The organism is Methylophaga sp. (genome assembly GCF_030651745.1).
This window is the reverse complement of sequence record NZ_JAUSCC010000127.1, coordinates 15,785-28,611: the sequence shown is the minus strand read 5'-3', so window position 1 is coordinate 28,611 and position 12,827 is coordinate 15,785. Positions and strand designations below refer to the sequence as shown.

13 protein-coding genes are annotated in these 12,827 nt (G+C 46.4%); 2 read left to right on the top strand and 11 right to left on the bottom strand.

The annotated features are described in order from the left end of the window. Positions 1 to 43 precede the first annotated feature (43 nt). Complete coding sequence (locus Q7V21_RS14955) at positions 44 to 349, bottom strand: hypothetical protein (protein WP_304918046.1); 306 nt, start codon at positions 347 to 349, stop codon at positions 44 to 46. Between the two features lie 92 nt (positions 350 to 441). Next, positions 442 to 3,135: a cation-transporting P-type ATPase gene (locus Q7V21_RS14950; RefSeq protein ID WP_304918045.1), complete on the bottom strand. Its 2,694-nt coding sequence runs from the start codon at positions 3,133 to 3,135 to the stop codon at positions 442 to 444. Between the two features lie 282 nt (positions 3,136 to 3,417). Between Q7V21_RS14950 and Q7V21_RS14945 the strand changes: the two genes are divergently transcribed. Then, a complete protein-coding gene (locus Q7V21_RS14945) occupies positions 3,418 to 4,191 on the top strand; it encodes an SDR family oxidoreductase (protein ID WP_304918044.1) in 774 nt (257 codons plus the stop codon). Next, positions 4,191 to 4,649, top strand: coding sequence for a YchJ family protein (locus tag Q7V21_RS14940; RefSeq protein WP_304918043.1), 459 nt, complete (start codon positions 4,191 to 4,193; stop codon positions 4,647 to 4,649). The genes Q7V21_RS14945 and Q7V21_RS14940 overlap by 1 nt, the downstream gene beginning before the upstream one ends. Here Q7V21_RS14940 and Q7V21_RS14935 read toward each other — a convergent pair whose 3' ends face one another. The 9 genes from Q7V21_RS14935 to lpxB form a co-directional block, all read right to left on the bottom strand. After that, the gene (locus Q7V21_RS14935; protein WP_304918042.1) at positions 4,650 to 6,353 is read right to left on the bottom strand and encodes a lysophospholipid acyltransferase family protein; all 1,704 of its coding nucleotides are present in this window, start codon (positions 6,351 to 6,353) and stop codon (positions 4,650 to 4,652) included. It lies immediately after the preceding gene. Between the two features lie 117 nt (positions 6,354 to 6,470). Next, positions 6,471 to 6,851, bottom strand: a complete 381-nt coding sequence (panD, locus tag Q7V21_RS14930; protein WP_069296020.1) for an aspartate 1-decarboxylase — start codon at positions 6,849 to 6,851, stop codon at positions 6,471 to 6,473. Between the two features lie 51 nt (positions 6,852 to 6,902). Next, the gene (gene panC / locus Q7V21_RS14925; RefSeq protein ID WP_304918041.1) at positions 6,903 to 7,757 is read right to left on the bottom strand and encodes a pantoate--beta-alanine ligase; all 855 of its coding nucleotides are present in this window, start codon (positions 7,755 to 7,757) and stop codon (positions 6,903 to 6,905) included. After that, a complete protein-coding gene (gene panB, locus Q7V21_RS14920; RefSeq protein WP_304918040.1) occupies positions 7,757 to 8,551 on the bottom strand; it encodes a 3-methyl-2-oxobutanoate hydroxymethyltransferase in 795 nt (264 codons plus the stop codon). Before panB ends, panC begins: the two co-directional genes overlap by 1 nt. Then, on the bottom strand, positions 8,548 to 9,207 hold the full coding sequence (locus Q7V21_RS14915; RefSeq protein ID WP_304918039.1) for a deoxynucleoside kinase: 660 nt from the start codon (positions 9,205 to 9,207) through the stop codon (positions 8,548 to 8,550). Before Q7V21_RS14915 ends, panB begins: the two co-directional genes overlap by 4 nt. Continuing rightward, on the bottom strand, positions 9,204 to 9,692 hold the full coding sequence (gene folK / locus Q7V21_RS14910) for a 2-amino-4-hydroxy-6-hydroxymethyldihydropteridine diphosphokinase (protein WP_304918038.1): 489 nt from the start codon (positions 9,690 to 9,692) through the stop codon (positions 9,204 to 9,206). Before folK ends, Q7V21_RS14915 begins: the two co-directional genes overlap by 4 nt. Continuing rightward, complete coding sequence (pcnB, locus tag Q7V21_RS14905) at positions 9,692 to 11,068, bottom strand: polynucleotide adenylyltransferase PcnB (protein WP_304918037.1); 1,377 nt, start codon at positions 11,066 to 11,068, stop codon at positions 9,692 to 9,694. Before pcnB ends, folK begins: the two co-directional genes overlap by 1 nt. Positions 11,069 to 11,119: 51 nt before the next feature. After that, entirely contained in the window at positions 11,120 to 11,692 is a 573-nt protein-coding gene (rnhB, locus tag Q7V21_RS14900) for a ribonuclease HII (RefSeq protein WP_304918036.1), read from the bottom strand. Next, positions 11,689 to 12,822, bottom strand: a complete 1,134-nt coding sequence (gene lpxB, locus Q7V21_RS14895; RefSeq protein WP_304918035.1) for a lipid-A-disaccharide synthase — start codon at positions 12,820 to 12,822, stop codon at positions 11,689 to 11,691. Before lpxB ends, rnhB begins: the two co-directional genes overlap by 4 nt. Between the last annotated feature and the right edge of the window lie 5 nt (positions 12,823 to 12,827).

Genomic DNA, 12,827 nt, shown 5'->3' with positions numbered 1-12,827 from the left:
AAATACATGACGACACCTACCGCGATAATTTCCATATCATGGCCTAACTGATAGGAATTGTTTCAAATAGCCTGCTCATAAAAGGCGCGTCGGTAAAAATCAGTTGCAAGATTATAACCAAAGCAATCGACATAAATACGATATAAGAAGCGAACCATTGTTTTATTGACCATGAAGCACCGCCTAAACAGCATTCATTGAATAAAACACCTCCATCACTACCAGAGTATTGACCGCATAAGTTAGGAATTGTTCGGTTGAAGCTCTTAGGGCCAGTTGAGCTTTCATAGCCGACTCTGTTGTGGCTGAAAATGCGCTGCACAGGCCCGATGAGTGTAGTTTGATACATCCATGTATCTCCCCCTTTAGGTCTTTGCGTTCAAATCATTAAGATACGTGACTTGGAATTCATCAGCCATTTTTCACGATTGTTATGTCAAATCAATGTCTTAACAGACGGCGCAGCAGATACTTTTCTGCTTCGATAACCAGAAACACCAAGATACCAACGGCTACAGGTATCAGCCAGTGACGTAATTCAACCGGTGCTGTTCCAAACCAAAGTTGCATGAAAGGAGCATAAACAAAGAGGAGTTGCAGAAACAGCAGAACAGCAACAGCAATCCAGACAGCACGATTACTGAACAGTAAAGACAGGCGCAACGCTGATTCCTTCAAAAAACGACTGTTAAACAAATAAAATAGCTGACCCAATACCAGCGTATTCACCGCCATGGTGCGTGCAACATCCAATGGCATCCCCATCGCCAATTCATACTGAAACACCGCCAATGTAGCGCCCCCGATTAAAACAGAGACAAAAGCAATACGCCACAGGAAGGTGACATCGACTATTGAGGCCCTGGGATCTCTTGGTGGCCGATTCATCACACCCGGCTCAGCAGGTTCAAAAGCCAGTGCTAGCGCCAACGTTACAGCGACGACCATATTGACCCAGAGGATTTGTACCGGCGTTAAAGGCAGTACCATGCCAAACACGACTGCCGCCAGCATCACCAGTCCCTGAGCACCATTGGTGGGCAGAATGAACAGGATCGCTTTTTTCAGATTGTCGTAAATGGTGCGACCTTCTTCGACTGCCCGCTCAATCGAACTGAAATTATCATCCGCCAAAACAATATCCGCGGCCTCTTTGGTTGCCTCTGTGCCCTTGATGCCCATAGCGACACCCACATCAGCCCGTTTAAGGGCAGGCGCATCATTAACGCCATCACCGGTCATCGCCACCACCTCACCACGTGCCTGCAATGCCTTGACCAGTCGCAATTTATGCTCGGGACTGGTTCGGGCAAAAATATCATTGTCATGAGCCAAAACTTGCAGTTCTTCATCAGACGCTGCTTCAATTTCGGCACCGGTGGTTGCATTCAGGCCATCACCAATGCCCATTTCACGACCAATAGCTGTTGCTGTGCCGGCATGATCGCCGGTAATCATTTTGACCCGGATCCCGGCTTGATGACAGACACGGATCGCTGCGATTGCCTCGGGTCGTGGCGGATCGATAATGCCAATCAGTCCCAGAAACACCATGTCCTGTTCGACATCTGCCATCTTTAATTCGCTGTGCTCAGCATCAACATCCCGCGCCGCAGCTGCAAGTACCCGTAAACCTTCTGCGCCAAGTGCATCAATTTCCGCTTCCCAAAATGCCTTGTCCAGTGGTTCATCACTGCCATCGGCAGCGCGCTGCAAATGACAGCGTTCCAACAAACGATCCGGTGCACCTTTGAGCAAAATACGCTGCTTGCCTTCCGGCAGACGCTCAAGAGTCGCCATAAACTTGTTTTCCGACTCAAAGGGAATAGTTGCCAGGCGCTGATAGGCTTCACCGTTGAAACCACTTTTCAGTGCCAATGTGCACAAGGCTCCTTCTGTGGGTTCACCAGTCAAGGTCCAGCTCCCATGCTGCTCTGCAACATGGCTGTCGTTGGCAATACTGACAACTTCAACCAGAGCAAGCAGATCCTCATGCTCACTGAGGCTGACGGGTTTGCCATCCGTGGTGATATCTCCTTCGGGCGTATAACCTGTTCCGCTGACATCATAGCGGGCCGCCCGCGTTATCACATGACGCACCGTCATTTCATTTTTGGTCAGGGTGCCGGTTTTGTCTGAACAAATCACCGTCACTGATCCAAGCGTTTCCACCGCATTCAATCGGCGGGTAATGGCATTGCGACCAGCCATGCGCTGCACACCCAGCGCCAGGGTGATAGTCAGAATCGCTGGCAGTCCCTCTGGAATTGCCGCTACAGCAAAACCGATTGCCGCCAGAAACAGTTCGTTCATGCTGAAGTCATGAAACAGCCAGCCAATAGCAAACATGGCCAGCGCCAAGCCGACAATGACCGCGGATAGAATCTTGCCAAACTCGGTCATCTGTCGGGTTAGCGGTGTTGCCAAAGTCTCGACTTCACCAATCATGCTATTGATTTGGCCGAGCTGAGTCACCGGGCCAGTCGCAGTGACTACGCCAAGTCCCCGGCCGGCTGCAACCAAAGTGCCTGAATACGCCATACCGTGACGATCACCAACTCCCGCGTCGGCCTCCACTGCATCAGTTGTCTTGTCCGCGGGCATTGATTCACCGGTCAAAGCGGATTCTTCAATTCGCAGATCGGTGACCTTGATAAGCCGTAAATCTGCAGGTACTCGGTCGCCAGATTTGAGGCGTACAATATCGCCCGGTACCAGCGACTCAGCTTCAATTTCATGCCAGCTGCCATCACGATGCACATGTGCCAGCGCTGACAACATTTTTCGAATGCTGGCCAGAGCCTGCTCCGCCTTGCCTTCCTGAATAAAACCAATAATGGCATTGATCACCACCACAGCCAGAATCACCCCGGTATCAATCCAGTGCCCGAGCAGTGCCGTTACCACAGCGGCAACGATCAGTACGTAAATCAGTAAATCATGAAAATGCTTAAAAAAGCGTTTGATAAGGCTTTCTTTTTCTGGTGCTGGCAAGCTGTTTGGCCCGGTTTCATCAAGCCGCCTACCGGCTTCGTCACTGCTCAGACCATGTGCGGAACTGTCCAGGGCCTCCAGCACGTGATCGCTATGCTGGGCATGTGCAGATTCGATGACTTTACGATAATCCTTAGGCATATGTATTCCAGTATCCTGATATGTTTATTCAAAAATTCTGACTGAGAACAACTCAACGATCAAGGTAACACACCACCTGTAATCTGTTTGTTGGAAAAGCACGTGAGTTTGTTACAACGAATCAGATCTGTTTTGTCAGTGCGTTACTGAATATGTTTTGCACTACTGATAGGTAAATTGGCTGTCTGGTCGGAGGGCGAAATTATCCGTCCTATGTTGCCAATGTTATATTACGCATTAGGGCTTGTAGCCATCTTACTTTTCTCTTAAGTGAACGATTCAATGGATAACACCATCAGCATTCTCGGCAGTGGCTGGCTCGGCCTGCCGTTGATTCAACAATTTGTCGCCCAGGGTTGTGTGATCAAAGCATCCACCCGTCAGCCGGAAAAACTGCCAATCCTGGAACAGGCTGGCGCAGAAGCATTTAGCGTCGATATCAGCAAACAGATCCCGCCTGAGTTTCTGGTAAGCGAAATTCTGATTATCAATATCACCTCTAAAAATCAAAACGGTTTTGCCGATCTTATCCAGCAAATTGAAAAATCACCGATTGAAAAAGTATTGTTTATCAGTTCTACCTCGGTATATCAGAATCTGAATCGTGAAGTCACTGAGGATGAAAATGCCGAAGACCACCACAGCGAGTTATGGCAAATCGAACAGCTGTTTCAGAACAATTCACATTTCAAAACGACAATATTACGTTTCAGTGGTTTGATTGATAGTCGTCGCCATCCCGGGAGATTTTTTCGTAATGGTAGTAGCGTGCCGCAAGCCGATGCACCGGTTAATCTGATTCATCTGGAGGATTGTCTTGGACTTATCGATGCCATTTTGCAGCAGGGGGCCTGGGGTGAAGTTTTTAATGGCTGTGCAGACACTCATCCCAGCAAGCGTGAGTTTTATAGTTATGCCAGACAGTTAATGGGCGTATCACCGCCGGAATTTGATACCGACAGTGATATTGAGTACAAAATAATCAGCAATCAAAAAGTTAAAATAAAATTAAACTATACCTTTCAATACACTGATTTAATGAAGATTACATTTTAATGACCACCCAAAACTGCCCTTGCCAGAGTGGCAAGATATATCAAAATTGTTGTGGCTTATTGCATCAAGGTGAGCAGACAGCGCATAGCGCAGAACAATTAATGCGTTCTCGTTACAGCGCCTTTGTAATGCAGAATAAAAGCTATTTACTGGCAACTCTGCATGCATCACAACGACAGACAGATGATGCTGACAACTTGCAGCAAACCATGAACTCCACCCCGTGGCTGGGTTTAACGATTGTTGATCACACTGAAAATGGTGATGAGGCCGAAGTGGAATTTATTGCCTATTATGTGGATAAACCTATTGGTCAGTTACACGAACGCTCACGATTCAGTCGACAGCAAGGTCAGTGGTTTTATGTCGATGGCGAGTTTTTAGCCCCTGTAAAACTGGGCCGGAATGATAGCTGTGTTTGTGGCAGTGGCAAAAAACTCAAACGTTGTCACGGTTAATTAGCCCAGATAACGTTTACGTTTGGCTGGTTTTAACTGCTGCAGATCCACCATCACTAATCCATCAATACAACTGCCGAAGTTGGCATCGATATTAAAATCAATAAACCGCACCCCGCTCGGCTCACAGATATCAGCATACTGTTTATACAGCGTTGGCACGCTCACATTCATATGTGCCAATTGCTCACGCATAGCAGTAAAGTCAGTATCGGCATCCTGATTAAATAACGTTGAATTAACCCGTTGTTGTATTTCAGTATCAAACATATAGGGCACTCTGGCACTTGCCAGTGTTTCCGCTTCAGAAAAATGTTTTTGATAAAAACTGACAATCAATGCCTTGGCAAAATCAGGATAGGTATTACTAAGACTAACCGGGCCAAACAGATAACGGATATCCGGATAACGTTTAAGATAAGCGCCGATGCCATACCATAGATAATCGAGACTGCGCTTACCCCAGTATTTAGGGCTGACAAAGCTACGGCCTAACTCAATACTCACCGGAAAGTATTTCTGCATTGCCGGATTAAATTTAAACAGTTCGCTGGTATAGATATCACGACCGGCAGCCATTATTCGAGCCACTTCACCAATTCGGTAAGCTCCGGCAATCTCAAGTTCTTGTTCGTCCCACAGAATTAAGTGCCGATAATCGCGATCATAATGATCGATATCACGTTTTTTACCTGTTCCTTCGCCGACTTGTCTGAAGGTGATTTCCCGCAGCCGGCCAATTTCCTGTATCACTGCTGAATTCGCCTGATAATCAAACAGATATATCTTCTTGTTATCTGCCGTTTCACCTAATAATTCGGCTTGCTGCAATTCTTTTTTTATCGCCCGACGCTCTTGTGGATGAGCAATAGTCTGCTCCGTCACAAACAACGGCTTTTTACCTTTTGCCAGCCGATATAAATGGCGACGTAATAATTTGGCTTTTTCTGCTTTAACCAACGGTAACTGTTCAATCTGTTGATAGGCGATTGGCTCACCAACTCGCATACCGATAGTTTTAGAGTTTTTATTGAACATTTCATGCGCCAGCATCATGCCGGACAAAGGTTTGTAGACCATGGAGGCACTGTAAAACAGTGACGAATTTCTGGCCTCAACATAAATCGGCAAAATAGGCGCCTGGGTTTTCTTGGCAAAATTTAGAAAACCGCTGTTCCATTTACCATCCCGAACGCCACCAGGACGAATCCTCGACACCTCACCGGCAGGAAACACGATAACGGCTTCATCATTATTCAAACACTCAACAATGCGCGCCACACTGCTTTTACGAGTGGATTTAGACAAATTATCAACTGGCAGAAACAATGAGCTTAATGCCGAAAAATTCAGCAACATATCATTGGCAACAATTTTCACATCGCGCCGTACTTCACCGACCAGTTTTAGTAAACATAATCCATCCAACGCACCTAACGGATGATTGGCGACAATCACAACGCGCCCAGTGGCAGGAATATTATTGCGGTGGCGATGATTTATGCTGTAGCTGAAGTTAAAGTAATCCAATACTTCATCAATGAAATCAAAACCTTCGAGCTGCTTATGCTGTTCGAGGAAACGATTAACTTCTTGTTCATGGGTGATTTTTCGGAGAAAGCCTAAAGTCGGTATTCTGACCCAAGGTTTTTGATGCTGGAAATTGGGAAATTTTTGTTGAACAGCTTGTTCAATATTGAGCATACAAATTCTCTGGTAACTTCATGCTGCAAAGTCTAGAGAATACATATGACAAAAAAATAACGGTTTGATGACTGTTCGATGACAGTCTCGCAAACCGTTATATCTATAGCGTTTTAATTAAGCTGCTTGGACAGGAATAGCATGACGCATATGGGTAATATCATTATTTTCATTCAGATATACCAGCGTCGGTTTGAAGCTTTTTACTTCTTCCGCATCCATAGCGGTATAAGCGCAGATAATAATGCGATCGCCTGGAGAAGCTTTATGGGCAGCGGCTCCATTAACTGAGATGATATTGGAACCATCTTCAGCACGAATCGCATAGGTTACAAAACGCTCGCCATTGGCGACGTTGTAAATATGGATTTGCTCATACTCATGAATGCCGGCGGCTTCGAGTAATTTGCCATCAATCGCACATGAGCCCTCATATTCCAATTCGGAATGGGTCACGCAGGCACGATGTAATTTAGCTTTTAACAGTGTCAGATGCATAGCAGGCAAATTTCCGTCAGTAAGCCGTGTATTATCGCTTTTAAAGAATTTTCAAGCAAGGTTGCAGGCAATATTGTCAATCAAGCGTACACTGCCAAGCCGCCCTGCCGCCAGCAAACGCAATTCTTTATCCACCGCCAGATCGGCTATTTGCAGATCATCTGCCCGGCGGATATCAATATAGTCCAGCGTAAAGCCCGCCTGACTAAGATTGGTATGAGCTTGCTGCAATAAAGCCGAAAAGTCTTCAGCTCCCGACTCCAACCGCTGTTTAAGTTCCAGCAAATTTGCATATAACGCCGCGGCCTGTTGTTTTTGGGCTTCGCTTAAATGCTGATTACGAGAACTCATCGCCAGACCATTGTCGTCTCTGACAATAGCTGCACCAACGATTTTCACTGGTAAATTTAAATCATTAACCAGTTTTTGAATCAATAATAACTGCTGATAATCTTTCTCGCCAAACACCGCGACATCAGCTTGCACCATATTGAATAACTTAGTGACTACCGTCGCCACCCCATCAAAATGGCCTGGGCGTTCCAGTCCGCAGAGTTTGTCATCCATACCCGGCACATGCACAAAGGTATGGGAGTCAAAACCTTGGGGATAGATCACTTCTGTATCCGGCGTAAATAATAGATTGCAGCCAGCCTGCATCAACTTTTTCACATCAGCCTGCAAAGTACGTGGATATTTCGCTAAATCCTGTTTGTCATCAAACTGCAATGGATTAACAAAAATACTGACCACGACTTTATCTGCCAGAGTCTGTGCTTTTTTAACCAGTGAAATATGTCCGTCATGCAGATTTCCCATAGTGGGAACAAAAGCAATGGTTTCACCGGTGGCACGCCAGGTTTTTATCTGGCCACGCAGGCTCAGAATCGATTCCACAATTTGCATTAATATTGTTGCTCAACAGTCGGGAAATCACCGTTTTTAACGGCTTCAACATAACGACTTATTGCCGCGGGAATATGACCACAATCAGCCAGAAAGTCATGACTGAAACGTGGACGTTTACCGGGAGTAATACCCAACATGTCGTACAACACCAGCACCTGACCATCACAATCGGCACCGGCACCAATGCCAATTACCGGAATGGAAAGTGCTTCACTTATTTTTTTAGCCAATTCTGCGGGTACGCATTCCAGCACCAGCATATCGGCACCAGCCTGTTCCAGACTGATAGCATCCTGCAGGATTTTCTCCGCTGCCGATGCCTCTCGGCCTTGAACCAGATAACCACCTAACTTATGAACAGACTGTGGCAATAAACCGAGGTGACCACATACCGGAATACCACGCTGGCTCAAAGCAGAGATTAATTCAACCAGCTCCGCCCCGCCCTCCAGCTTGATCATTTGTGCCCCGCCTTCAGCCATCAACCGTGCAGCATTATGCAAAGCCTGATCGATATTGGCGTAACTCATAAAAGGCATATCGGTGATAACAAACAAGCGATCACTGCCTCGAATCACATTCGCTGTATGGTAAATCATATGATCTACTGTGACTGGCAAGGTGCTTTCCTGCCCCTGGATCACCATTCCCAATGAATCACCCACCAGAACAATATCAACCCCGGCCTGCTCCAGTACATGGCTGAAACTTGCGTCATAGGCTGTCAAAACAGCGATTTTGTTGTGTTCAGCTTTCATTTTACGCAGCTGATTGAGGCTCAGACGACTCATGCTTTTTTCTCTTTCACCGGCAACGGGTTGTAGTACTGACGACCACTTTGGATGGTGCAAATCTGATCCAGAAGCTGTTGATAATCGGCTTCACTTTTCACCAGATCAATCTGCTCGGCATTAACAATAAGTAACGGTGACGCATCATAATAATGAAAAAAGTCAGCATAGGTATCTGCCAGACGTTTCAGGTAAGCGTCTTCTACATGCTGTTCATAGCTGATTCCACGTTGTGCAATCCGGGTTTTCAAAGTCGGTAAGGAAGCTTGCAAATAAATCACCAGATCCGGCGTTCTATGATGCAGGGTAAGGTTTTCATAAACCATGTTGTACAAAGCCAGTTCATCATCATCCAGCGAGATCTGTGCAAATAAGCGATCCTTTTCCAGCATGAAATCCGCCACATGCAGCGAAGTGAATAAATCGTCCTGTTGCAAGGTTTTGGCTAACTTGACGCGTTGCATCAAAAAACTTAACTGCGTTGGCAAAGCTGATTGTTTGGGATGCAGATAATAACGCTCTAAAAATGGATTTTGTTCCGGGGCTTCTAATAATGTGCTTCCAAAAAAGCTCTCTGCCAATCGTTTTACCAGATGGGTTTTGCCGACACCAATCGGGCCTTCAACAACAATATAGCGATGCGACAATGTTTTCATAAGCTAATCTGTTCCACTTGTTGTAAATCACCTTGCGGACATAATGGCAAGATTTCCTGCAAGGCACCAATACCCGGAATAAGAATATCCGGTGCTATTTCGGCTAACGGATATAATACAAAAGCCCGTTCCCGCATGCCTGGATGCGGTACTTGCAGTCGTTCATCATCCAATATTTGATCACCATAGAGCAAGATATCCAAATCCAGCGTCCGCTCTCCCCAGTGACGCTTTCGTACACGACCATGCAGTTGTTCTACAGATTGTAAGGCGTCTAATAATTGATGGGGATTAAGGCTAGTTTCCAATGCTAATACCGCATTGATGTAGTCCGGTTGATCTGCCGGTCCCATTGGTGGGCTCTGGTATAACGAAGAGACTGATACGATGTTGATATCGGCTACTGACTGCAAATCCTCTATGGCAGTTTTAATCTGCTGCAATGGGTTTTCCAGATTACTGCCAAGTCCTATATAAGCGAGCATTATTCCACTTTTTTTATAACGGGTTTACGGCGGCGGCGACGTGGTTTGCGTTTCTCAGCTTCTCCGCCAGTTCCAGTCCCCAGAGCATTCACCATATCGGATTGAGTGGTAGCAGATGCCTGTTGGAAGGTAGTCCACCAATCCGTCAATTCCTGCAAAGGTTCACCAGATTGGGCGCGCAAAGCCAGAAAGTCATAACCCGCCCGGAATTTTGGATGTAACAATAAAGCAAAGGCGCGTTTGCCCTGACGACGTGTCAGTCTTGGCTGCATAGTCCATATATCGCGGGTTACAAGGCTGAAACGCTTGGGAATCGCCACGATTTGAATCTGCTCTGATAAGACTTCGCCAGCGGCGCGTTGCATGGCCGGAATCTCAGGCATTTCCTTGCTTAGTTGCAGCCAACGTTGACGTAGCGGTTCCCACAACAAGGCAGCAAACAAAAATGCCGGAGTAACCGGTTTGTTATCAGCCAGACGTTTATCGGTATTTTCCAGCGCTTTCATCAGCAATGTTCTTGGATAACCGTCTTTTTCCTGATGCAATAACGCCGCTGTTTGCGGATAAAGATGATCAAACACACCGTAGTGACAAAGCAGCTCGTGAGTCACAGCAGCCTGTCCACTTAAATACAGTTTTAAGGTTTCATCAAATAATCTGGCCGGAGGGATATCGCCGAGTAATGGTGCCAAATCAATAATCAATTGCTCGGTTTCGGCTTCCAGCTTGAGACCTAACTTGGCCATAAAGCGTAAAGCCCGCAACATTCTCACCGGATCTTCACGATAACGAACCGGTTTATCACCAATTAATCGAATCAAACCAGCTTGCAGATCAGCAATCCCGCCCGTGTAATCGACAATTGAAAAATCACGGATGTTGTAATACAGCGCATTGATGGTGAAATCCCGCCGCCAGGCGTCCTGCTCTAATGTGCCATATACATTGTCCTGCATGATGCGGCCTTGATCATCGACATGATTTTTCGCTTCAGGCGGTGCACGAAATGTTGCTACTTCAATAATTTCATCACGACCGAACCGCACATGAACCAGTTTAAAACGTCGGCCAATTAACTGGCTGCGACGAAATAAACGGTGGACTTGTTCTGGCAACGCATTGGTGGTGATATCAAAATCTTTAGGTTCATAGCCAAGCAACAAATCCCGTACACAACCACCCACCAGATACGCCTCGTAACCTGCATCCTTCAGGGTATAAAGCACTTTTAATGCACTGGGACTGATGAGATCTCGGGAAATATTATGGTCGGAGCGCGGCACGATGAGTGGTGCGGCTCCCTCGGCTGCTGCGCGGCTTTTTTTGCCGGCTTTGATCCGTTTGAATGAGTTAATGAGTGAGTTTATCGACAGCATAAGGTGCGAATAATACCATGCTTGCAGGCGATAACTGGAAAATGCATAAATTTATCTTATTGCCCGGCGAACCGGTGCAAATGAACGCCGATGAATTGGCGAAGGACCTAAATCCATTAACGCCTGTTGATGCTGTGCCGTCGGATAACCCTTGTGTTTCGCCAGACCATAGCCGGGATAAAGCTGATCCAGCACTAGCATTTCACGATCCCTTGCTACCTTGGCCAATATGGAAGCTGCCGCGATAGCCGGCTCACTCATATCACCTTTAATAATCGTGGTGACTGCACAAGGCAGCTTTGGCGCATGATTGCCATCGACCAACGCATGCTCCAGCTCAAATGGTAAAGCAGCCACAGCACGTTGCATCGCCAGTAAACTGGCTTGCAGAATATTTAACTGATCAATCTCTTCCACTTCCGCCCGGCCAAGCGCCCAGGCATAAGCATATTGCTCAATAATTGGCACCAACTGCTCACGACGTTTTTCACTGAGTTTTTTGGAATCGGTCAGACCCTGAATAGGCTTATTCGGGTCCAGAACTACGGCAGCAGTCACGACTGGACCCGCTAGTGGGCCTCGCCCAACTTCATCGATACCGGCAATTAAGACTATCGACTTCATGACAGCAGACTGAGCACAAGTTTCGCTGCATTATCTGCACCGCCGGGTGGTCCCAGTGCTTCTCGCACCTGCTGACGAATTTGTTCAGCATTTTTCAGACGTTGGGGATGTGTCAGTAAATCCATCAATTGTTGTTCAAGCCGGACAGCTGTGACCTCATCTTGCAACAATTCTTTGATAACCGGTTGTTTTGTCACAATATTGCATAAGCCCACATAGGGAATTTTCACCAGGCGTTTCAAAATCCGATAACTCCACGGTGAAACCTTATAGATAATAAAATGCGGCACACCTATCAATGCTATTTCCAGTGTCACGGTGCCTGATGCTGCCACGATAACGTCACAGGCTTTAATAACCTCGTAAAAATCGTCTTTAATAATGCTGATAGATAAAGGTGAGCCTGCTAAAAACTGTTGCAGATAAGCTTCATCAATTCCCGGAGCCTGAGGGAGTATTATCTGGATCGGAAAATGTCGTGTTTGTATTCTTTCTGCCGCATCCAGCATTATCGGCAGTAAGGCTGAAATCTCACTACGCCGACTGCCTGGAAACAAACCAATCACTCGAACATCATTATCCAGAGAAAATTTTTCTCGTGCAGCCGACTGGGAAAGCTCCGTATGAACCGCGTCGACTAATGGGTGGCCGACACAAGTCACCGCAACACCAGCAGTTTCGTATATTTCCTGTTCAAACGGAAATAACACGGCCATATGATCAACATCACGTTTGATTTGCTCAATGCGTCCTGCCCGCCAGGCCCAGATTTTCGGACTGATGTAATACAGCACTTTAATGCCAAGCTTTTTAGCTTGTTTCGCCAGTTTCAGATTAAAGCCGGGATAATCCACCAGAATCAGCAAATCAGGTAGCTGACGGCGTAATTCGGCCACAACCTGATTAAAAATACCTTTGATTTTTGGATAACGTTTAATGACTTCAACCAGGCCCATCACCGCTAGTTCAGCAAAATCGATATTAATATCAGCACCGGCAGCGCGCATTTTCTCACCACCGATACCAGTAATATATATAGTGGGTTGCTGTTGTTTTAATGCAGTGACTAGGCGAGCAGCATGTGCTTCACCCGATGCCTCACCAGCAACAATATAAATATGATTACTCACCTATC

Coding starts and splice junctions, on each gene's coding strand:
- Q7V21_RS14915 (WP_304918039.1), bottom strand. CDS start 9,207: ATGAAAACATTGTCGCATCGCTATATTGTTGTTGAAGGCCCGATTGGT.
- pcnB (WP_304918037.1), bottom strand. CDS start 11,068: ATGCTGTCGATAAACTCACTCATTAACTCATTCAAACGGATCAAAGCC.
- panB (WP_304918040.1), bottom strand. CDS start 8,551: ATGAGTCGTCTGAGCCTCAATCAGCTGCGTAAAATGAAAGCTGAACAC.
- Q7V21_RS14940 (WP_304918043.1), top strand. CDS start 4,191: ATGACCACCCAAAACTGCCCTTGCCAGAGTGGCAAGATATATCAAAAT.
- Q7V21_RS14935 (WP_304918042.1), bottom strand. CDS start 6,353: ATGCTCAATATTGAACAAGCTGTTCAACAAAAATTTCCCAATTTCCAG.
- panC (WP_304918041.1), bottom strand. CDS start 7,757: ATGCAAATTGTGGAATCGATTCTGAGCCTGCGTGGCCAGATAAAAACC.
- panD (WP_069296020.1), bottom strand. CDS start 6,851: ATGCATCTGACACTGTTAAAAGCTAAATTACATCGTGCCTGCGTGACC.
- folK (WP_304918038.1), bottom strand. CDS start 9,692: ATGCTCGCTTATATAGGACTTGGCAGTAATCTGGAAAACCCATTGCAG.
- rnhB (WP_304918036.1), bottom strand. CDS start 11,692: ATGAAGTCGATAGTCTTAATTGCCGGTATCGATGAAGTTGGGCGAGGC.
- Q7V21_RS14955 (WP_304918046.1), bottom strand. CDS start 349: ATGTATCAAACTACACTCATCGGGCCTGTGCAGCGCATTTTCAGCCAC.
- Q7V21_RS14950 (WP_304918045.1), bottom strand. CDS start 3,135: ATGCCTAAGGATTATCGTAAAGTCATCGAATCTGCACATGCCCAGCAT.
- Q7V21_RS14945 (WP_304918044.1), top strand. CDS start 3,418: ATGGATAACACCATCAGCATTCTCGGCAGTGGCTGGCTCGGCCTGCCG.